19 protein-coding genes are annotated in these 20924 nt (G+C 66.5%); 9 read left to right on the top strand and 10 right to left on the bottom strand.

Annotated elements, in window-relative coordinates:
- Positions 1 to 79: 79 nt before the first annotated feature.
- Entirely contained in the window at positions 80 to 1006 is a 927-nt protein-coding gene (locus AC07PE_RS24655; RefSeq protein WP_498769489.1) for a DUF535 family protein, read from the bottom strand.
- A gap of 167 nt (positions 1007 to 1173) precedes the next feature.
- On the opposite strand from AC07PE_RS24655, the gene AC07PE_RS24660 reads away from it, so the two are divergent.
- Positions 1174 to 1524 (top strand): DUF6404 family protein, encoded by a 351-nt coding sequence (locus tag AC07PE_RS24660; RefSeq protein WP_498769491.1) that lies wholly within the window; start codon positions 1174 to 1176, stop codon positions 1522 to 1524.
- Here AC07PE_RS24660 and AC07PE_RS24665 read toward each other — a convergent pair.
- From AC07PE_RS24665 to AC07PE_RS24675, 3 genes are read right to left on the bottom strand one after another with little or no spacing between them, the layout of a single operon-like run.
- A complete protein-coding gene (locus AC07PE_RS24665) occupies positions 1521 to 2690 on the bottom strand; it encodes a threonine aldolase family protein (protein ID WP_498769493.1) in 1170 nt (389 codons plus the stop codon). The two genes, AC07PE_RS24660 and AC07PE_RS24665, sit on opposite strands and share 4 nt — an antisense overlap.
- A 10-nt stretch (positions 2691 to 2700) precedes the next feature.
- Positions 2701 to 3213 (bottom strand): CcdC protein domain-containing protein, encoded by a 513-nt coding sequence (locus AC07PE_RS24670; RefSeq protein WP_498769495.1) that lies wholly within the window; start codon positions 3211 to 3213, stop codon positions 2701 to 2703.
- The gene (locus tag AC07PE_RS24675) at positions 3210 to 3731 is read right to left on the bottom strand and encodes a CcdC protein domain-containing protein (protein WP_498769497.1); all 522 of its coding nucleotides are present in this window, start codon (positions 3729 to 3731) and stop codon (positions 3210 to 3212) included. Before AC07PE_RS24675 ends, AC07PE_RS24670 begins: the two co-directional genes overlap by 4 nt.
- A 103-nt stretch (positions 3732 to 3834) precedes the next feature.
- Between AC07PE_RS24675 and AC07PE_RS24680 the strand changes: the two genes are divergently transcribed.
- On the top strand, positions 3835 to 4005 hold the full coding sequence (locus AC07PE_RS24680) for a hypothetical protein (protein ID WP_498769499.1): 171 nt from the start codon (positions 3835 to 3837) through the stop codon (positions 4003 to 4005).
- Positions 4006 to 4111: 106 nt separating this feature from the next.
- Complete coding sequence (locus AC07PE_RS24685) at positions 4112 to 5083, top strand: alpha/beta hydrolase (protein ID WP_498769501.1); 972 nt, start codon at positions 4112 to 4114, stop codon at positions 5081 to 5083.
- Between the two features lie 9 nt (positions 5084 to 5092).
- Here the strand turns inward: AC07PE_RS24685 and AC07PE_RS24690 are convergent, their stop codons facing one another.
- On the bottom strand, positions 5093 to 9532 hold the full coding sequence (locus AC07PE_RS24690; RefSeq protein WP_498769503.1) for a translocation/assembly module TamB domain-containing protein: 4440 nt from the start codon (positions 9530 to 9532) through the stop codon (positions 5093 to 5095).
- Positions 9532 to 11463, bottom strand: a complete 1932-nt coding sequence (locus AC07PE_RS24695; RefSeq protein WP_498769505.1) for an autotransporter assembly complex protein TamA — start codon at positions 11461 to 11463, stop codon at positions 9532 to 9534. The genes AC07PE_RS24690 and AC07PE_RS24695 overlap by 1 nt, the downstream gene beginning before the upstream one ends.
- Before the next feature lie 139 nt (positions 11464 to 11602).
- Between AC07PE_RS24695 and queC the strand changes: the two genes are divergently transcribed.
- Together queC and AC07PE_RS24705 are read left to right on the top strand one after the other, a co-directional pair.
- The gene (gene queC / locus AC07PE_RS24700) at positions 11603 to 12316 is read left to right on the top strand and encodes a 7-cyano-7-deazaguanine synthase QueC (protein WP_498769508.1); all 714 of its coding nucleotides are present in this window, start codon (positions 11603 to 11605) and stop codon (positions 12314 to 12316) included.
- Between the two features lie 11 nt (positions 12317 to 12327).
- On the top strand, positions 12328 to 13086 hold the full coding sequence (locus AC07PE_RS24705; RefSeq protein ID WP_498769510.1) for a metallophosphoesterase family protein: 759 nt from the start codon (positions 12328 to 12330) through the stop codon (positions 13084 to 13086).
- On the opposite strand, the gene AC07PE_RS24710 is transcribed toward AC07PE_RS24705, so the two are convergent.
- Both AC07PE_RS24710 and AC07PE_RS24715 read right to left on the bottom strand, forming a co-directional pair.
- Positions 13083 to 13460 carry a hypothetical protein gene (locus AC07PE_RS24710; RefSeq protein WP_498769512.1) on the bottom strand — a complete coding sequence of 126 codons (378 nt, stop codon included), beginning with the start codon at positions 13458 to 13460 and terminating at the stop codon, positions 13083 to 13085. The genes AC07PE_RS24705 and AC07PE_RS24710 overlap by 4 nt on opposite strands.
- Before the next feature lie 259 nt (positions 13461 to 13719).
- Positions 13720 to 13998: a hypothetical protein gene (locus AC07PE_RS24715; RefSeq protein WP_498769515.1), complete on the bottom strand. Its 279-nt coding sequence runs from the start codon at positions 13996 to 13998 to the stop codon at positions 13720 to 13722.
- Between AC07PE_RS24715 and AC07PE_RS24720 the strand changes: the two genes are divergently transcribed.
- From AC07PE_RS24720 to AC07PE_RS24730, 3 genes are all read left to right on the top strand, one after another.
- The gene (locus tag AC07PE_RS24720) at positions 13972 to 14472 is read left to right on the top strand and encodes a hypothetical protein (RefSeq protein ID WP_498769517.1); all 501 of its coding nucleotides are present in this window, start codon (positions 13972 to 13974) and stop codon (positions 14470 to 14472) included. The genes AC07PE_RS24715 and AC07PE_RS24720 overlap by 27 nt on opposite strands.
- A 99-nt stretch (positions 14473 to 14571) precedes the next feature.
- Complete coding sequence (locus AC07PE_RS24725; RefSeq protein ID WP_498769519.1) at positions 14572 to 16539, top strand: GAF domain-containing sensor histidine kinase; 1968 nt, start codon at positions 14572 to 14574, stop codon at positions 16537 to 16539.
- Positions 16540 to 16593: 54 nt separating this feature from the next.
- Positions 16594 to 17790 (top strand): EAL domain-containing protein, encoded by a 1197-nt coding sequence (locus tag AC07PE_RS24730; protein ID WP_498769520.1) that lies wholly within the window; start codon positions 16594 to 16596, stop codon positions 17788 to 17790.
- Here the strand turns inward: AC07PE_RS24730 and AC07PE_RS24735 are convergent.
- On the bottom strand, positions 17787 to 18179 hold the full coding sequence (locus AC07PE_RS24735) for a PPC domain-containing DNA-binding protein (RefSeq protein ID WP_498769547.1): 393 nt from the start codon (positions 18177 to 18179) through the stop codon (positions 17787 to 17789). The two genes, AC07PE_RS24730 and AC07PE_RS24735, sit on opposite strands and share 4 nt — an antisense overlap.
- Before the next feature lie 102 nt (positions 18180 to 18281).
- On the opposite strand from AC07PE_RS24735, the gene AC07PE_RS24740 reads away from it, so the two are divergent.
- Positions 18282 to 18713 (top strand): hypothetical protein, encoded by a 432-nt coding sequence (locus tag AC07PE_RS24740; RefSeq protein WP_498769522.1) that lies wholly within the window; start codon positions 18282 to 18284, stop codon positions 18711 to 18713.
- On the opposite strand, the gene AC07PE_RS24745 is transcribed toward AC07PE_RS24740, so the two are convergent.
- Positions 18703 to 20901, bottom strand: coding sequence for a hybrid sensor histidine kinase/response regulator (locus AC07PE_RS24745; RefSeq protein WP_498769524.1), 2199 nt, complete (start codon positions 20899 to 20901; stop codon positions 18703 to 18705). The two genes, AC07PE_RS24740 and AC07PE_RS24745, sit on opposite strands and share 11 nt — an antisense overlap.
- Positions 20902 to 20924 lie beyond the last annotated feature (23 nt).

A 20924-nucleotide genomic window follows, 5' to 3' on the forward strand; every position in this document is an offset into this window, starting at 1 on the left:
GAAACTATAGCAGCACAGCAATAAAAAGTTACCGTAAGGAATTAAAAAAAAGAAATTTGTGGTTTTTTGATTGTGATCATCATTTTACAAACACGTTTGTGCGTAAAAGCCTCTGTTCAAGCGCCAGCCTCGCTGCCTCGCCAAGCACGCGCCAGTGCTCGCGCCGCAGCGCCGCCCGCTTGCGGTGCCGCGACGGGATTTCCGCCAGCGGTTTGAGCTGCAAGGGCAGGGCGATTCGCCAGCAGCGGCCCGCCAGCGGCACGCCGCCCAGGGTCTCCCAGAAGCCGTCGTAGGCATTCGCGAAATGCTTGGCGTCGGCAGGCGTCCAGGCGCTTTGCCAGCTCGACTTGATGGCCGCGATCTGCCGGAAACCGAGCGCCTGCGCGATGCCCTGCAGCGCGGCGAAGCAGAAGTAGCTGGGCGAGTTGTGGGGAAACGCCTGGCTGAAGGCGGCAATGGCGTCGGCGGCGTCGGCGCGGTGGCCCTGGTTGCGCGCGATGAAGGGCAGCATCGGTGCATCGAGGCCGGCGAAGGCGCCCTCGACCCAGCTGAAGGACAGGCGGTGCAGGCAGACATCGTTGGCGTGCATGGCGATCGTCAGGTCGCCCTCGGCGCTCAGGCGCGAGGCCATCTCGAGCCGGATGGCAAAGCGCCAGCCTGTATCCCTGTCTTCGTGCTGCCACAGCGGCAGGCCGCCGTCGCGGTACACGGCGTGCTTGTAGGCGGCGTCGAAGCTGCGTTCCTCGAAGTGGTAGTGGCTCAGCACGCAGTGCACCCGCTGGCGCAGCGACATCCCTTTTGCCAGGTAGTGCCGGTGGCTCAGATGGTGGAAGACGTCGTCGTGGGCCAGGGCGACGTAGCGGCGGTGGACGTCGAGCGCCAGCAGCCGGCGGTGGGCACGCTGGAACAGCAGCACGCGCAGGCTGCGCGCGATGCAGGCCAGCCAGGAGGGTAGCGGATAGTGGCGGCGCGCCAGCCAATGCCTGGTGAGGAGGGTGAACACCATCGGGGATCCAGGACGATATTGTAAATACGACAATTTTGTCCCAGACTGGGTAAGGCGTATTGGAGTGGCACAAGTACGCTAAGGAATGCGAGCGTGAGAATTGACGGATTTTGAGGGCCTTGCCAGCGGTTATCATCGCGGAAAAATTTTTAAACGATGAGAGACGCATGGATTTCCACAAGCAGCGCGAACACGCCCTTGAATTGCTGGCGCAGGCCGGCATCGACAGCAGCAGCTATGCCCCGCCCATGATGCTGCTGCTCTGGCGCTGCGGCGTGAAGATCAAGCCGCCGCATTTCATGGGCTTCGGCGCGAATGCGCTGCTGTCCGGCGCCTGGTTCGGCGTCTGCTGGGGCGTGGTGATGTGGATGATGCTCTGGTACAGCCAGGGCGTCGATGTCCGGCTGGCCCTGGCCGGCGCCGGTATCGCCGGTCTGTGCTTCGGCCTGTTCATGGCCAGCTATTACGCGCGCCAGCGCGAGAAGCTCGGCTTGCCGAGCTGGGAGTCGCTCCGCTAGCCGGCCAGGGCTTTGACCAGGTAATCCGTATCCCGGCGCAGGATCGATTCGTTGAAGCCCAGCTGCGCCTTCCCTTCATTCAGCTTGCCGAGCCTGACGTTGGCTTTCTGCAGGCGCTCGTCCAGCCCGTTCAGGCGCGCCGTCGACATCTCCAGCATGGCCAGGTTGCTGCCGTTGTCGACGCGCTTGACCTTGAACCCCGGGGTGCGCTCCAGCGCCGCCATCAGGCGTTCGCCGGCTGCGCGCACGCGGGCGTAGCGTTCCTCGGCGCCGTCCAGCGCGTCGAGGGCCGGCAGGGCGGCTTGCCAGCCGTGGTAGATGGTGCCGCCGAACAGGTGGCGCAGCTCGCGCGCCTTCGCCATCATCGGCTTGGCGCCGGACAGCACGCCGCCGAAGGGCGCGCCGAGGTATTTGTAGAGCGAGACGTAGACGGTGTCGAAGTGCGTGCAATAGTCCTTCACATGAAAACCGTCCATGCCGCTCATCAGCAGCAGGCGCGCGCCGTCCAGGTGCAGCGGGATTTTTTTTGCGCGCGCAAGCTTCGCGATCTCGGCCACCAGTGCCGGGGTGAGGGTCGCGCCCTGGGCCCGGCGCACCGGGCTTTCCAGCGCCAGCGCGCCGACCTTGATCGGATACGGCCCGACCTCGGCGCGCTCGATCGCGGCGTCGATTTCTTCCAGCGTGGGCGCGGCCTTGCCGGGCGCCAGCGGCACCAGGTTGATGCCGCTGAGGGTGGTGACGGTGTTCGATTCGTCGCGGTAGACGTGGCTTTCCTGCTGCACCAGCGCGTGCCGGTTCTCGCCGCACAGCAGGCGCAGGGCGATGTGGTTGGCCAGGGTCCCGGTGGGCATGAAGACCGTGTCTTCTTTGCCGAGCAGGGTCGAGAACTTCGCTTCCAGTTCCGCCACCGCGCCGCCAGCAAGGTAGCCGTCGCCGGGTTTCGCATGCTTGTCGAGCAGGGCTTGCAGGCGGGCCGGTTCGGCGGCCAGGCTGCGCGGCAGGGCGTCGCCGGCCAGCAGGACCAGGGTGTCCATGTCCGCGGCGGGCGCCACAGCGGGTGCGGCGACAGGCGCCGCGCCGTACTGCGCCCAGGCGCTGCTGCCCGCCGCCAGGCCCAGTGAAGCGATCGGTACGGCTCCAAGGAAACTGCGGCGGTTCAGCGTCATGGTCTGTCCTTTATGCGTTGTCGACCGCCTTGCGCAGGCGTTGGCGCCAGCGCATCAGGCTGGCCGAGAAGGTGGCGAAATAGGCGCCGGTCAGGCCCACGCAGAACATCGTCGCCTCGCTGTCCGAAAAGCGCGGGTTCGGCCGGCTGCTGCCCTGGTTCATGTAGATCTCGATGCCCAGGTAGATCACGCGCGCCACCAGCAGCATCGCCACCAGGATGCCCATGCGCATGGGCGGCGTGAAGAAATAGCCTTCCGGGGTGTCTTCGAAGCGGGTCTTGCGCAGGCCGTAGCTTCCGAGGCCAATGCCGGCGATCGCGCCCAGCGCCAGCGCGGCCAGCGACAAGGGACGGTCGAGGAGTTCGGTGAGGGGCACCAGCACCATTCCGCTGAACACCAGCAGGCCGGTGTAGTGGCGCGACAGGATCGAACGCTGGCGCTGCATCTGGGTCTTCAGGCGCTGGTAGATGCGCCAGACCAGAACGGGAACGAGGAGGATGAGGGCGGCAGTGGTGATGCTCATTGGGCAGTGACGGGGGCGGTGGCGGCGACGGCAGTGCGCTTGCGCCAGGCAAGCAGGCCGGCCGCGAAAGTCATGTAATAACCGGCGAGAACGCCGAAGATGCACAGGGTCAGCGGGCTGGTGACGAACTCGTGGTGCTGGCCCGCGCCCAGCGCGTAGAACTCATAGGCGCGGTAAGCCATGCGGCCGATGAACAGCAGGGCGACCAGCATGCCGATCGGCGCGTGCGGCGTGAAATAGTATTCGCCGCCCACCTGTTCGTACTTCGTGCCCTTGCTGCCGATGCGGCCCAGCACGATGCCGACCGCCAGCCCGGCGCCCAGGCCGGCCAGGGCAATCGGGGCGGTCTGCAGGCTCAGTGCGGCCAGCAGCAGGAGCAGCAGCGGGAAAAAGACCAGGGTGGTGCGATGGCGCCAGGTCTTGGAGCGCTGGCGCGTCGTCAGGCGCTTGATGCGGCTGTAGACACGCCACAGCACGAGCGGAGCAACGACGGCGGCAACGACGGGAGTAGGCAGCATGACGGATTCCTTCATGTCGAATCCGCCATTGTAATCCAGCCGGGCGTCGGCAAACCGGCCCGCATGGTAATGTTTTGACTGCCCCAAGCAGGAGACGCCGACCATGTTAACAGCCATTATCCACGCGCACCGCGCCCCCGATCCGGCGCCCATCGAAGAGCCGCCCAGGGAGCCTTTCGATACGCCCGACCCGCACCAGCCGCCGATCCGCACGCCGATGAACGACGAGCCACCGACCGACCCGAATCCAAGCATCGCGCGCACGCTGCACTGATTCACCCATCTCCTCTGCTTACCCGCCGCGCATTGACGGCGGGAAGTTGTCGGCCTAGTATTTAGATAAACGTCTAATTAGATACTTTTCAAACTAGGAGATGGCGATGAGACTGATGAAATTCTGGGCGATGTTGATGCTGGCCGCAGCGGCGGCCGCGGCTGAGCAGGCGGTGGCGGCACCCGCCGCCGATGAGGCGATTGCGCTGGAGACGGCCAGCGGCACGGTCCACGGAAGCCTGCGCCTGCCGGCTGGCGTGGACAAGGCGCCCGTGGTGCTGATCGTCGCCGGCTCCGGTCCCACGGACCGCGACGGCAACAGCGCCATGCTCCCGGGTCACAACGACAGCCTCAGGATGCTGGCCGATGCGCTGGCCCAGGCCGGCTTCGCCTCGGTCCGCTACGACAAGCGCGGCATCGGCGCCAGCAAGGGCGCCATGCTGGACGAAGCGCAGCTGCGCTTCGATACCTATGTCGAGGATGCCGCAGCCTGGATTGCGAAGCTGAAGGCCGACCCGCGCTTCACGAAGCTGGCGGTGATCGGCCACAGCGAAGGCGCGCTGATCGGCATGTTGGCCGCCGAGCGCGCGGGCGCCTCCGCCTACGTGTCGCTGGCCGGCGTGGCCGAAGGCCCGGGCGCGGTGCTGCGCAAGCAGTTTGCAGGCAAGCTGCCGGCGCCGCTGGCGGCCGAGAACGAACGTATCCTGGCCAGCCTGGAGCAGGGCAAGACGGTTGCCGAGGTGCCGCCCGCGCTGATGGTCTTCTACCGGCCCAGCATCCAGCCCTACATGATTTCGTGGATGAAGTATGTGCCGGCCGACCATCTCGCCAGGCTGCGCGTGCCGGTGCTGATCGTGCAGGGCACGACCGACATCCAGGTCGGGGTCGAACAGGCGCAGGCGCTGAAGGCGGCCAGGCCGGACGCGCAGCTGGCCGTCATCCCCGGCATGAACCACGTGCTGAAGGCGGTGGCGGCGGATGTGCCGAATCCGGTGGCATCGTATGCCGATCCTTCGCTGCCGCTGCATCCGCAGCTGATGCCCGCCATCGTCGGTTTCCTGAAAACGCCGCAGCCTTGATCGAGGTTTCTAGTCAAACGCCCACGAGTACAGCACGTCGAGCGCGGTGTTGGTACCGGTCTGCAGCGCGACGGTGATGCGCGGCGTGAGCTTGTAGCGCAGGCGCACCACGCTGGTGGCGGTGGCGGCGCCCTGTTCGAAGCTCAGGTACAGGCGCGATGAGATGCGCTTGCCGACCGTGACCACGGTGTTCGCCAGGCCGGTCTCCTGGCCCGCGCCCTGGCGCACGCCGAATTCGTCGACGCCGAGGGCATTGGCCAGCTTGCTCTGGATGCCGCCGGTGCCGCCTTTGCCGCCCAGCAGGGCGCCGGCGGCCGCGCTGAGGACGTCGGCCTCGTTGCCGGTCGTGCCTTCCATGCCGTGGCCCAGCACCAGCCAGGACAGCTTCTCGCTGTCCGGCACGTTCGGCGTCGACACCAGTTTCGCCGTCGGCGACAGCGCCGTGCCGCGCACCTGCACGCCGGCTTCGACGTTGGTCTCGCTGAGCTGCTCGCCTTCGGGGCGCTTGCGCACGGCCAGCACGTCGATCGACGGGTTGTCGTAGGCGCCGCTGAAGGTGGCGACGCCACGCTCGATCGCCAGACGCTGGCCGTAGGCGGCATAGGTGCCGCTCACGACCCGCACGCTGCCGTTGATGCGCGGCGCGCCATCGCCGACCTTGCGCACGTGGACGCTGCCGCCCAGATAGGCGTCGGCGCCCATGCCGCGCAGGTGGAAGTCGTCGCCGAGGTCGGCCGTCAGGTCGATGGTCAGCGGCGCCGCCTTGCCCTTCCTGGCCGGCGCCTCCTTGGTATTCGCGCGGCCCAGCACGATGATGTCGTCGGACAGGGTGGGGCGGTCCTGCGGCGCGAATTCCACCAGCGCGCGGTCGGCCTTGAAGTTGCCTTCGACGGCGAAGTGGCTGGCATCGCGCACGACCGTCGCCTGGCCGCTGAGGATGACGGTACGGTCCGGGCGCGACAGCGCTTCCAGCTTGTCCGCCACCAGTTTGAGGTTCATGGTGGCCTCGCCGCCGGCAAAGCGCACATTGCCGTCGATGAGGGCGCGCCCGCTGTTGCCCTCGAAGGCGAAGCGCTGCAGCTGCAGCTGGTCGCCGGCGAGCACCGCGCGCAGCTCGCCGTTACGCAGGCGCAGGCCCTGGTCCGGCCAGCGCACCGCCATGCGGTCGCCGTTGACGGTGCCGTTCAGGGTCGGCGCGCCGACGGTACCGGCGCCGGTCACGGCCAGGTTGAGGGCGCCGTCCACTTCGAGGCCGGGCTGGCCGATCAGCGGCGAGACCCAGGCCAACGATCCCAGATTCGCGGTGGCGCTCAGTTTCAAGGGGCTGTCGTTGTCGAGGCGGCCGTGGATCATCTGCGCGGTGGCGTCGACCTTGGCGGTGCCGATCCGGGTGCCATCGACGGCCAGCTGGGCGCGCAGCGCGCCGCCGTTCACGTCCGCGCGCAGGTCGAGCTGACGCAGGCCGAGGATGACGGGGGCGACGTCGCCGGCGATCAGGTCGCCCTTCTCGCGGAACACGTGCACGCTGCCGTCCAGCGCCGGCGCCGCCCCGCTGGCGACCGGGGCGCGCATGTCGAGCGCCCAGTCGGCGCCGAGGGTCATGTCGCCGCGCAGGTTCTGGCGGATGGCGTCGGAAGCCTGGGCCAGGTAGTTGAGCGGTACGCCGGTGGCGCTGCCGCGGCTGGTCCAGCGCGCGCCGTTCCTGGCCAGCGACTGCACCGTGATCGAACCCGCAGGCAGGCGGATGGTGGCGTTGTTGAAGTCGATTTTCTCCGGCTTGGCCAGGCCGGCGATGCCGGAACCGGGCGCCCCGGCGATGCGCAGCGGGGCCGGCGCCGCCAGCGCAAGCGCGTAGCGGCCGCGGTTCTGCAGGGCAGTGAGCGTGCCGCTCCAGGCGTTGCCGTTATAGCCGCCGTTGACCGCGACATTCGCGTCGAAGGCATCGCCGCGTGCCGCAGCGCTGATCGAATGCGCGCCGCGGGTGCCGGTCGATTGCAGGCGCGCCGTCGCGATGCGGGTTTCGCCGCTGACGTAATCGGCGATCTGCACGTCGAGCGCCAGCGGATCGGCAGCGCCGCGTCCGGAGCCGACATTTGCGGTCGCACGCAGCGACTTCAGGTTCTGGGTCTTCAGGCGCAGGTTCTGGCCTTCCAGCGAAGCGGTGAGAGAAGGCGTGTCCATGGTGCCGGACAAGGTGCCGGAACCGCGCAGTACGCCGCTGTAATCCGGACCGAGCGCCGCCAGCTGGGGCGCGTCGATGCGCCAGTTCAGCGTATCACGGCCGCTGCCGAAGGCGCCCTTTGCGGCGACCACGTTCGCGCCCAGGTGCAGGTCGACGTCGGCGTTCGAGACGTGGCGCTTGTCGGCGGTGAGCTTGGCCACGCCCCACAGCGGGGAGTTCGACAGCGTGGACTGCTGCAGCGTCAGGTTCACCGAGCCGCCCATGTTGGCGCCGCTGCGGCCGCTGGCATCGAAGGCGCCGTTGATGCTGCCGGCGAAAGGCGAGCCGAAGGCGGCCGGATTCAGCTTCTGCATCGATCCGCTGGCCTTGAGCTCGACCACTTTCGCGTCTTTGGCGCCGGACAGCCAGGCCTCGCCGCTGGCGTGCAGGGTGCCGTTGTTGTTCTTGCGTTCCTTGGCCACCCAGCCCAGGCTGTTGGCATCGACCACAAAACTGGTGCGCGGCGCCTCCATGCTGCCGCTGATGACGCCATTCGCCACCAGCGCACCATACAAATCGCTGCGCACGCTCGAGAGCTGGCGGCCGTCCACGCGCCAGGCCAGCGTCTCGCCCGGTTTGCCGAAGGCGCCGCGCAGGTCTACCGTATTCTGGCCCAGCGCCAGGTTGGCGTTCACGCCGTGCACATGCACACCGCCTGGAGCGCCGGCGTCCGCCTCCAGCTTGCCCTTGCCGGACAGCGGCTGGTCGAACAGACGGCTCGGGCGCAGCGCGAAGTCGGCCGCCACCTGCCACTGCGGGGCCAGCGCGCCCGACGCATTGATCTCGGCATTGATGTCGGCTTTCGGGAAGTCGCCGAAGGCCGAAGGATCCAGCCGGCTGGCGACCACGTTGGCCTTGAACGGCTTTTTATCCAGCAGATTCGCGCTGCCGGTCACGCGCACGCTGCCCTGGCCGGCCGAAACGCGCGCCTCGCGCACGTTCAGCACGTTGTCTTTCAGCGCCGCTTCCGCCACCAGGCGCATACCGGCGTCGACCAGGTTGACGTTCAGGGTCTGCGTATCCTGGGTATTCGCCACCGCCAGGTCGCCGGCAATCGCCGTCTTCTTCATGCTGCCGTGGATCTGCTTCAGATCGATGCGGTCCGTGTGCAGCGCGAAGCGCGCAGTGCCGATGCCTTTTTCGTCCGGACCGCGTTCGACGCTGCCGCTGCCCGTGAAGCTGCCGGCGCCGCCCAGGTCGAGCAGGACGTCGGAAATCTTCATGGACGACAAATTCCCGCCCAGCTGGCCGCGCATCGCCCGCAGCGGCAGGCGCTGCTGGTCGATGGTGCCCTGCGGGCCGTCGTTGGTGAGATTGACGGAACCGGTGATGTTGCGGTTCGGGTCGAGGCGCGCCGCCACCGCCAGGTTCAGGTCGGCCGTCGGCAGGCTCGGATTGAAGAAGCCCGGGTCGATGTTCTTTGCGTTCAGCGTAAACGCCTGCAGCGGGATCTCGGCAAACGGCGACAGCACCAGGTTGGCCGTGCCCTCGGCGCGCGCCGCCTGGCCGCTGGCGTCGATGACGGTCTTCTGCAAATCGCCGCCGGCATGCAGCTTCAGTTGCGGGGCGATGGCGCCGGCCTGGGGCTTGGCGCCCGGGGTCTGGCTCAGGCTCGCATCCGCATTCAGTTTATACGGCAGCATATTCGCGATGGTGCCGCTGGCCGCCACCTGGCCCCAGGGCGTGTTCCCCTTCGCATAATCGAGCTTCCAGCGTTCCTTGTCGCCGTGCAGGCCGACGCGGATGTCGTCGACCTGGGTTTCCGCGCCCTTGTTTACGAATACGGCCCTGGCCAGGCGCGCATCGTCGACCGCGATCTTGAAGGGCGGCGCCAGGCGGGTCGGCATGGTGCTCGGTTCCGCGCTTTCCTTGAGCGTCTCCATGCGCAGCGATTTCGCGTACAGCTTGTCGATCTCGACGCCGCGCGACAGGTACTGCCAGGGCTTCCAGTCGATGTCGATGTCATCCATCGTCATCACGGACGTCTCGTTGCGGAACACCACGTGGCCGATGTGCATGTGGCCGTACAGCGAACCGGTGACGCCGGTGATGGTCAGCTTGCCGCCGCTGGCGTTGGCGACGCGCTGGGCAATCATCTGCAGCGTGGTCTCGCGGCCGCCGTACCAGACCGCGCCGCCGATCGCGACGGCGGTGACGGCCACGCCGATCGCGACCCGGCGCGGCCAGCGGCGGGGTTTGTTCTCGGTTTTTTCAGCCGGGTCGTTCATCAGAAAGTGAATCCAAGTGAGAAGTGCAGACGGACCTTGTGCACCGCCTTGCCGTAGGCGACGTCGACCGCGATCGGGCCGACCGGGCTGCGCCAGCGCGCGCCGACGCCATAGCCGACCTTCGGTTTCAGGTCCTTGAAGTTGTCGGCGGCATTGCCGGCGTCGACGAACATGGCCGCGCCCCAGGGCGGTTTGAACCAGTAATCGTATTCGGTGCTGGCGGTGAGCAGGTAGCGGCCGCCGGTGATGGCGCTGCCGACCGGCACGCCCAGCTGCTGGTAGCCGTAGCCGCGCACCGACTGGTCGCCGCCGGCGCGGAACAGGAAGGTCGACGGCACCTTGTCCTTGTCCTTGGAGCCGACCGCGCCGAACTCGCCGCGCAGGATCAGGGTGCCGGACGGCCCGAGCGGCTTGAACGCGACGCCGCGCACGTAGGCGCGCACGAAGGGTTCGTCGGTCAGGATAGGCAGCGGGGCGGCGCCCAGCTGCAGGTTGGCGATGTAGCCATCGGTCGGCACGACCAGGCTGTCGAGCTTGCGCTTGGTGATCGAAAAGGTCAGCGGCAGCGCCTTGGTGCGCCTGGTCGGCTGGTCGTCGATGGTGAGCTGCTCGGTCAGCGCCTCCAGCCGCAGGCTGCGCTCCAGGGTCGGCGAACCCCAGGCGCGGGTGGCGTGGATGCTGGTGGTGCGGGTGATCTGGCCGCGCACGTCTTCGCGGTCATAGCCGGCGCCGACGCTGTTGCTGTAGCCGTTGGAAGTGGTCGGCCAGAAGAAGTCGGCGCGCGCCTGCTGGTGCAGCTGCTCGTACAGGATATTGCTCTTCATGCGCTTGCCGAACACGTTCAGGTCGTCGTAGTTGGCCTGGGCGCGAGCGCCGGTGTTGGTCGAGAAGCCGACGCCGACCGACAGGTTCTTGCGCTTGTTTTCCGTCACACGCACCAGGATCGGCATCGTGACCGGGCCGGATGGCGCCTGGGTCTTCGGTCCCTCGCCCTGGTTCAGTTCACTGACCTGTTCCTGCAGGGTCGAGGACATGTCGAGGCTGACCTCGACGGTGCTGAAGTAGCCGGTGTCCTGCAGGCGGCCCTGCAGCGACTGCAGCGCGGCCTCGTTGTACTGGTCGCCCGGGTGGATCTGGTTCAGGTTCTGGATGACCGAGGGCGAATAGCGCTGCAGGCCCTCGATGCGCAGGGCGCCGAAATGCACGTCCGGGCCGCTGTCGATGATGACCTTGAGCAGGGCGCGGTGGGTGTCGGGGTCGACGGTGGCGATCGAGTCGATCAGCTGGGCGCGCGGGAAGCGCGACTGCGCGATCTGGCGCACCATGCCGCGCTTGGCCGATTCCCAGTCGGCGGTGCGGAAGCGCGAGCCCACCGGCAGGGTCCAGCGATTACGCAGGGCGGCGGCATCGAACGGCGCTTCCTCCTTGCTGAAGGGGACGAAGCCGCGCAGCTCGAGATCGACGTCGCCCACCGTGACAGGCTCGCCCGGATCGACGATCACGCGCGCGACCGGGGTGGCGCCGGAGGTGTCGAGCCCGCTCGAGATCTTGGGCGAATAATAGCCTTCGGTGGCCACCAGGGTCTTCGCTTCCTCGGGGGTGTTGCGCACCAGGCGCTGCAGCTGTTCGAGGTCGACGCGTGGGTTGCCGCGCCAGCGCATCAGGTCGAGGTTGGCTTCCAGCAGTTCGTGCAGGTTGCGCGGGGCGTCGATCTTCACGTCGTAGCTGACCGAGCGCTGCTCGGGCGCCTCGACCGGCAGGGGCGTGGCAGGCTGGCGTTCCTGTTCCTGCAGCTCCTTCTGGGTCTGGTCCTTGGTCGTGGTCGGCGCCGGGACCGGGTCCTGTGCCTGGGCTGGAGACGGGGCGGGAGATTGTGCCGCGGCGCCCACGGAAGCGCATAGCGCGTTCACGGCCAGCACGATTTGTGCCAAAATTCGTGGTCGCGCCGGCGCTAAGGTCTCTACGTGGTCGGGTCGTGCGGGCAACATGTCTCTCCATTCTCAATCTGCCGGCCACATCTTAACGGAATGTCAAAAGTGGCGGCGGACGCTTTAATTCAGGAATATCAACATGCATCAAGCTGATTCCGCGCTCGTCCTGTTCAGCGGCGGCCAAGACTCCACCACCTGCCTCGCCTGGGCCCTGCAACGCTACGAACGCGTGGAAACCATCGGCTTCGACTATGGCCAGCGCCACGCGATCGAGCTGGAAGTGCGCCCGACCGTGCTGTCGAAAATGCGCGCGCTGTCGCCGGAATGGGACCGCCGCCTGGGCGAGGACCACATGATCGACCTGGGCCTGATCTCGAAGATTTCCGACACGGCCCTGACCAGCAATGTCGAAATCGCGATGCAGGAAAACGGCTTGCCGAACACCTTCGTCCCGGGCCGCAACCTGCTGTTCATGACGGTGGCGGCCACGGTGGCCTACCGCCGCGGCCTGACCGTGCTGGTGGGCGGCATGTGCGAGACCGATTTCTCCGGCTACCCGGACTGCCGCGACGACACCATGAAGGCGCTGCAGGTGGCCCTCAACCTGGGCATGGCCACGCGCACCAAGGTCGAGACCCCGCTGATGTGGATCGACAAGAAGCAGACCTGGGAACTGGCGGAGCAGTGCGGCGGCCAGGCCCTGGTCGACCTGATCCGCTTCGACACCCATACCTGCTACCTGGGCGAGCGCGGCGCCGCGCACGACTGGGGCCACGGCTGCGGCACCTGCCCGGCCTGCGCACTGCGCGCACGCGGTTACGCCCAGTACGCCCAGGAGCGCCGCGGCGCCTGAACGGGTAAATCATGCGCCTCGCGCTGCTGACCGACCTGCACGCGAACCGCGAAGCCGTCGAGGCCTGCCTGGCGCATGCCGAAGGCCAGCAGGTCGACCAGTACGCCTTCACGGGAGACTTTGTCGGCTACGGCGCCGACCCGGCCTGGGTGGTCAAGACGGTGATGGACTACGTGGGACGCGGCGCGGTGGCGGTGCAGGGCAACCACGATTATTCGGTAACCCGCCCCACACGCCGGGAGGCCGGGCCCCCGCAGATGCACGCGGAGGCGAGGGAAGTGATCGAGTGGACCCGCAGCCAGCTCGATCCGGAGCAGATGGCCTTCCTGGCCGGCCTGCCGCTCACGCAAAAGCATGGCAACGCCTTCTTCGTGCACGCCAGCGCTTACGATCCGATCCGCTGGGCGTACGTCACCGGCATCGAGGAAGCGGAGCGTTCGCTCAAGGCCAGCCGTAGCCGCATCGTCTTTTCCGGCCACGTCCACGCACCGGCTTTGTACCGCCGCGCCGACGACGGGCGCATGGGCTCCCATATTCCTCAGGCCGGCCAGCGCATCGGCCTGCAGCCGCAGCACCAGTACCTCGTGCTGCCCGGCGCCGTCGGCCAGCCCCGCGACCAGAACAACGCGGCCTGCTATGCGGTGTTCGACGACGAGGCCAGGAGCATTACCTATTTCAGGATCCCCTACGATCACGGTGCGGCGGCGCGCAAGGTGATCGCAGCGGGTTTGCCGATCGTGTTTGCGATGCGGCTGGTGGAAGGGATTTAAATCGCCTGTTCGCGCATGATGCGGTTCTTGCGCGAGCGGCTCACCATGTACCAGATCAGGGCCAGCGGCAGCAGCAGCGGCAGCAGCAGGGGCGAGATCGCCAGGGCCAGCACCACGGCGCCGATGCCCAGGCCGCCGATCAGGATGATGCCCACGCCCGCGAACACCACCGCCAGCACCACGCCTACCACCGTCAGGACCAGCATCGCGATCAGGGTACCGCCGCCCGCGAACAGCATCGCCAGCAGGGCGCCGAGCGGACCGTCGAATTCGTCGCCGTCGATGCTGACGACGGAGTCGCCGCCGAAGAAGAACACGTTCCACAGGAGCAGAGCGAACAGGAATGCGATGACGATATAGGCGGTCTTTTTCATGATGGTCCTCGTGCAGGTCAGGGTCTTTTTAAAGGTATGTCGTTGTCGGCATGGTTCTAATGTATCTGTATCGCGAAGGGCTCTCCATCGGCTTGCGACAGGCTGCAATTTTCGGGGGGCGGGCGTGCGCAGACGACCGACGAACGGCGTGCAGAAGTGCCCAGAATCAAGCCTTGCAATGCTCTGCATGATGTCTATACTGACAGCCTGCTCTGTCGCAGGAGGACCTTATGCAATCTGCCCGATTCGACAGGGGTGGTCACAAAAATCCGCCGTCGGCGCCACCGGCCATTCCGCCCATTATCATTACGCCGTTTAACAAGCAGATCCCGAATCCGGCGATCGACCCACGCAGCAATCCGCCCGGGCCGCCCATCGTCCCGCCGCGCAGGCCCGACCTGCGCATGTAGCGCCATTCCTTGGCATCGATACACCACGTGTGGTGCTTGTCCGGAGCGCCGGAATTTCCTATGATCTTGTCTTTGGGCGAGCCGCCCCAAGATTGGATGATATGAACGAAGCACCCGAAGATCAGCACGACGAAGACGCCCCAGTCCAGGAGGCCCGCCTGTGGCAGGACAATGGCTGGACCGCCCGCGTCATCAAGAACGAAGATGACGAGGGTTGGGCCGTCGCCATGTACAAGGATGGCGAGCCCGAGCCGGCCCTGGTCGGCCCGTGGACCATGGGCCGCGACAAGAAGAACCCGAAGCCGCTCGACGTCAACGCCTTCAATACGCTGGTCAAGACCGCGCACGAAGTGTTGCGCCGCCACGAGCAGGCACTGCACGCAAAGCTGCACAAGAGCACCGTGGTTTCCACCCCGGATGGCGAATTGAAGGTCACGCTCGACATCGTGCCGGACGAGGACAATCCCTACGCCATGCTGGCCGCCATCGACGAGATGGGCGAGCAGGTGGCGCAGGCGCGGGTCGCGCCCGACTTCAAGCTGTCGCCGGCCTCCGCGCTGGCCTGGGTGGAGAACGATTTCCGGGCGCCGCGCCGCAGTTAAGCCAAATAAGACGCTTCATTTAAGCGATACTTTTCGCCCAGCAGGCGCGCGAACTGCTAGTATTTCCTAAATGCACTATTTCGTGTTTTAGGGGGATCGATGGAAAACCGTCTTGCGCGCCTGGAAGCGGTACAGGCCATGCTGCTCGAAATCGGGCACTTGTCTGCGAGCTGCACCGACATTACCGAATTCGTTGGCGCCGTGCACCGCGCACTGGGCCGCATCATGTATGCGGACAACTTCTACGTGGCCCTGTCGGAGCGCGAGAACAACACGGTCCGCTTCGTGTACTTCGTCGACACCGTCGATGAAGCCCCGCCCACCGATGAGTGGATGACGCTGGCCTCGCCCGACGAGTCGCCCACCGCCTGGGTGATGGCGAACAAGAAACCGCTGACGCTGACCACCGCCGAGTTCATGGCGCGCGAGAACGGCGTCAGCTGGGGTTTCGGCAGCATGGCCGAACACTGGATGGGCATCCCCTTGCTCGACCAGCAACACGAAGTGCTGGGTGCGATCGTCATCCAGAGCTATCTCCCGCAGCACATGTACAGCGAGGAAGACCAGGCGCTGTTCGCCCTGATCGCCAACCATGTCTCGAACGCCCTGCAGGGCCTGCAGAGCATGGACCGGCTGGAACGCGCCGTGCAGGAACGCACCGCGGCGCTGGCGCGCGAGGTGGCCGAGCGCCGCCGTGCCGAGCAGGTCCAGCACGCGCTGTACCAGATCGCCGACCTCTCGGCCTCCGCCCAGGGCACCGACGAGCTGGCCTCCAGCCTGCACCGCATCATCGGCGAGTTGATGGAGGCGAAGAATTTCCTGATCGCGCTGACCCATCCGGATACGGGCGAAATCAGCATTCCCTATTTCGTCGACGAAATGGACCGCGAGGCGCCGAACAAGCGCTTCCCCTTCGGGATCGGCATGTGCTCCTATGTGCTCAAGACCAAGCAGGCCCAGCTGCATGACGCCGGCAGCTTTGCGCGCCTGGCCGCCTCCGGCAAGGTGAAGGAGCCGCTCGGCAATACCCAGATCGCCAGCTGGATCGGCGCACCGATGCTGGTGCATGACCAGGCCTACGGCGTGATGGTGGTGCAGAGCTACGACCCGACCATCCTCTACACCAAGACCGAGCTCGACCTGCTGGCCTTCATCGCCAGCCACGTGGCGGTGGCGATCGCCCGCATGCAGGCCGACCGCGCGATCCGCAAGGCCAAGGAACGCCTGGAAAAGCAGAACGCGGCGCTGAACCAGGCGCTCACCCAGCTGCAGGAAGCGCAATCGGAACTGGTGCGCCAGGAAAAGCTCGCTTCGCTGGGCCAGATGGTGGCCGGCGTCGCCCACGAGATCAACACCCCGCTGGGCATCTGCGTGACCGCCACCAGCCACCTGGTGCAGGAACTCAAGCTGACCAAGGAAGAGCTGGCGGCCGGCGAGATGACGGAGGAGAGCCTGAACAGCTTCTTCGACGTGGTCGACCAGTCGCTGCGCATCATGACCACCAACACGCAGCGCGCCGCAGCCCTGGTGCGCAGCTTCAAGCAGGTGGCGGTGGACCAGTCCTCGGACAATATCCGCAACTTCAACCTGTGCAAGTACGTGGGCGAGATCCTGCTGTCGCTGCAGCCCAAGCTGAAGGGCAGGCCGGTCAAGGTGCAGGTCGACTGCCCGGCCGATCTGGAAGTGGACAGCTTCCCCGGCGCGGTGTCGCAGATCCTGACCAACATGGTGGTCAACTCGCTGGTGCACGGCTTCGAGCGCGACCAGCCCGGCAACATCACGATCCGCGCCCGCCTCGAGGACGAGGACACGGTCGCCTTCGAATACGGCGACGACGGCGCCGGCATGGATGCGGACACCCTGTCGAAACTCTTCGATCCCTTCTTCACGACCAAGCGCGGCAGCGGCGGCAGCGGCCTCGGCGCGCACATCCTGTACAACCTGGTCACGGGTTCGCTGGGCGGCTCGCTGCACGTGGAGAGCAGCCCCGGCAAGGGCTTGCAGTACTTCCTGCGCTTCCCGCGCAAGGCACGGCGCGCGGAGAACCCGGCAACGCTCCCAGCTTGACGCGGCGCCCTGGCTGGCGGATAAATACTCATTCGTCAATTAGCCGGAGCCACCATGCCAGTCATTACCGAGGCCGAGCTTGTCCAGGGACTGCAGGACAATGAGTTCGTGCTCTACTACCAGCCCAAGGCCTCGCTGATCACCAATCGCATTGTCGGGGCCGAAGCGCTGGTGCGCTGGCGCCGGCGCGACGGCAGCATGGTCGCGCCGGCGGCCTTCATATCCCGCATGCAGGACGCCGGCCTGCTGAAGACGCTGACCCGCCAGCTGCTGTCCCAGCTCATTCGCGACATGGACGGCGTCCTCGGTGCGGACCTGCGCATTTCCTTCAACGTCGGGGTGGAGGACTTCGAGGACGATACGCTCAGCAGCATGCTGCTCGACGCCATCCGCAAGCAGCGCCTGCTGGCGGCCAGCCTCGAACTCGAGATCACCGAGACCCAGGCGCTGCAGGCCTGCGACCAGCTGCTCGGACGCCTGCAGGGACTGCTCGATGCCGGCATCAGCCTGGCGATGGACGACTTCGGCACCGGCTATTCGAGCATCGACACCCTGAGCAAGCTGCCGTTTACCGCTATCAAGCTGGACCAGGGCATCGTCGGCCGTATGCTTGGTTCCGCTAAGGACGCGGCCATCGTGCGTTCGACGATCCGGCTCGGGCACGAGATGGGCGTGGAAGTGGTGGCCGAGGGTGTCGAAAGCCAGGCCCAGCGCGACTTCCTGATCGAAGCCGGCGGCAAGCTGATGCAGGGTTACCTGATCAGCCCGCCATTGCCGCTCGAGGCCTTCCGCGCCTTTCGCGCGGGCGCGGGCAGTTCCCATAGTTTCCCGGTCGGGCTGGTCCACCTGGCGATTCTCGACCATGTGCAATGGCGGCGCCAGATCGTCAGCTACGCGGTCCAGCGCGCCACTTTGCCGCGCAATTGTCCGACACGCAAGGCGGACGGTTTTCCCGAGCTGAGCGTGACCCACTGCGCGCTGGGCCGCTGGTATTTCGGCGACGGCCGCCATTTCGAAGCCACCCCCATCTACCACGCCATCGACGCGCCGCATCGCGAGCTGCACCGCATTGCCGAGGCCATCGTCGACCAGGTGCGCGAGGGCGCGACACTGGCCGAGCTGGCCGGCCTGCTGAGCACGATGAAAGCGGTGTCGACAACGCTGATCCGCCTGCTGGAGGACCTGGAAGACGCTGGCCTGCAGGAGCTGTACCGCGAAGCCGCGATCGAGGCCGCGCCGGGCAATCCCTAGCGGTCCACGAACAGTTCCTTGTAGCCCGTCGCAGGGTCGATCTCCCGGCTGAAGCGGTGGCCTGGCAACAGCATCACCAGTACCTCGGCCGTGGTGCGCACCAGGCATCCCGGCCCCATGTGCCCTCCCGTTACCCGTCCCGCCGCATCCGACACCGTAATGTGCAGGTGCGGGCCATCCGGCGACAGCGAGCCGCCCAGGCTCAGAATCTCGAGGTCGCCGCGCAGTTCCGTGCAGTCCGGCGCACCGGCAAAGCGGATCTGCGCCACGCTCAGGCTGCCGATGCCCTGCAGGACGAAGGCAGCGGTGACGCCATATTCGGCGGGCATGGCGGCCAGCGTGTCGCGCAGGTCGGCCCCGGCTGGAATGCGCAAGGGAAGAGGCGTCATCATGTTCAAAATTTTACACTTCGCATATCAGCAACTAACAGTTTCCATACGACAATTGTAATCATGTTGCTTTCAAGCTTTTAACAATACCCAAATAACAACATGACCCCATCAATGGTGATGGTTTTCCGTAAAGAAATTACGTATAGTGTTCAGCATCTGAACATAAAACCAATAAAAACGATTGAAAACTACGGAAAAATGTCACATAAATTCACAATAATCGCCCTTGCAGCTGTCCTTCTCTCCGGCTGCTCCACGTTTACGCCTGCTACCGAAAGTCGCTATGTCAGCGCGGACGGCCAACTCCAGATTCGTGGCGAACTGGTCGACAGCAGCGGCATCAAGATCTTCGTCAACGAGAACAAGGTGATCGACGACCACGTCTCGCTGGTCAATGGCGATGGTGCGTTTGCCGGTACCTGGCAGGGCAAGCGCGTCAGCGCGGACTGCTCGACCTCCGGCGGGCGCAAGCTGCACGGCACTACCTGCATGGTGGCCGTCGGCGGCGAACGCGTGCGCCTCAGCCTTTAAGGCGCGACAGCAGCTCCACCAGCTGGCCGATCTCGTAAGGCTTGGCCAGCACCTGCACCCCCGGCACCGTGGCGCGCTGGTCGGTATAGCCGGTGGCCAGTACCACCGGCAATCCGGGACGGCGTTCGCGCAGGATGTCGGCCAGGTCGATGCCGCTGATTTGTCCCGGCATGACGATGTCGGAGAAGGCGACGTCGACATCCAGCCCCGCCTCGATCATCGCCAGCGCGCGTTCACCATTCGCCGCCACCAGCACCTCGAAGCCCGCTTCCTCCAGTCCCTGCACCACCGCTTCGCGCACCAGCTCGTCGTCCTCGACGAACAGGACGCGGCCGCTGGCGTGCAGCGTGTCGGCGTGCTCGCCGCGGCCCGGCTGCGGCGACAGCGGCAGGGTCGAGCGCGGCAGCCAGAGCTCCACCCGGGTGCCCTGGCCAGGCGTGCTGGACAGCGCCAATGAGCCCATCGACTGGGTGGCGAAGGCATAGGCCTGGGCTAGTCCCAGCCCGGTGCCCTTGCCGGCTTCCTTGGTGGTGAAGAAGGGATCGAGGGCGCGCGCCAGCACCTCCGGCGGCATGCCGGTCCCGGTGTCGCTCACTGTCACCAGCACGTAGTCGCCGCCGCTGCGCTCGAGGGTCGGTTCGAGCGCACAGTTGCGGGCGGCGATGGCGAGCTTGCCGCCGTCGGGCATGGCGTCGCGCGCATTGATCGCCAGGTTGAGCATGGCGAGGTCGAACTGCAGCGGGTCGATAGTCACCGGCCACAGGTCTTCCTCGCAGTGCAGTTCGAGCGCGATCCCCTGGCGCAGCACGTTCTTGATCAACTGGATCGAATTGCGCAGCTGCGCGCACGGCGCCACCGTCAGCAGCTTGGCGTCCTGCACCCGGCCGAAGGAGCCGAGCTGGCCGGTGAGGGCGGTGGCGCGGCTGATGGTGCGCTTGCACGTGTCGATCAGGCTCTGCACCTTCGGTTGCGTGGAGGTGAGTGCGGCCAGCTGCAGGGCCGTCGTCAGAGTCTGCAGCAGGTTGTTGAATTCGTGGGCGATCCCGCCGGTAAGACGGCCCAGCGCTTCCATTTTCTGGCTGCGCATCAGGGCCGCCTGCGCGCGCTCGCTGGCCTCGACCGCCTCCTTCACGCGCTGCTCCAGCTCGGCCTGCGAGGCGCGGATCTGGCGGCTGGCCTCGGTCATGCGGCGCGCCACCGCGTCGATCTCGGCGATCTGCTGCGGCTCGTAGGCTACTTCGCGGCCCTGGCCCAGGTCTTCGGCGCCGCGGCTCAGGTATTCGATGGGGCCGATGGCGCGGCGGCCGAAATGGCGCGCCAGCAGCACCGCCAGCACCAGCAGCGCGGCCATGATTCCGGCCAGGAAGGCGGCCGCATGCAGCGGCACGCGCTGCAGCTCCTGTTGCGGGATGCTGACCAGCACCCGCCACTGCGATGCCGGTACGGTGCTGTAGAAAGCCTGGACTGGCGTGCCGGACAGGTTACGGCTCGAAAAGACCCCTTCGCTGCTGGCCGCAAAATTGCGCAGCGCCAGGTCGCTCACCGAGCGGCCGCGGTACTGATCGGCATCGCGCGATCGCGCCACGATCCGGCCCTTGCGGTCGACGATGGTGGCCATCCATTCGGCCGGGAAGCGCTGCTCCGACATGAGGCTCTGCAGGCTCTTGGCGTTCACGCCCATGCTGAGGAATTGGCGGATGTGGCCGTCGACCCGTACCGGCACCTGGATCACGAAGTCGTGGTCCCCGCCCAGCGGGGCCTTGAACATGTCGGACACCAGGGTACGGTCGGCGCCATACCTGGTCATCAGTTCGCCGATGTTGGACACGCGCCGTTCCGGCAGCGCACTGCCCAGCGCGACCCGGGTGTTGGCCAGCTGGCGCCCGTCCAGGTCGTGCAGGATGATGGTCGTTTCCGGTGTCGGCGACAGGACCCTGGCGTGGCGGTAGAACTCGTCGAGGTCGCCACGCGCCAGTGCGGGCGAGCTGGCCAGCGCGCGCAGCAGGCCTTCCCTGGTTTCCAGCTCGTTGTCGACCAGCAGGGCGAAGGCGCGCACCGCTTCCTTCACGCTGTTTTCCTGGGCCCGCCTTTCTTCCAGATAGACGTAGCCGACCGCCAGCGTTGCAGCGCTGAAGGTCGGCACCAGGATCGCCAGGATCAGGATCAGCAGTCGGGTTCGGATGCGCATCGGAGCGTGTTGTTTTCCGGGCA

The sequence above is a fragment of the Telluria sp. GW821-FHT07G12 genome, assembly GCF_059418525.1.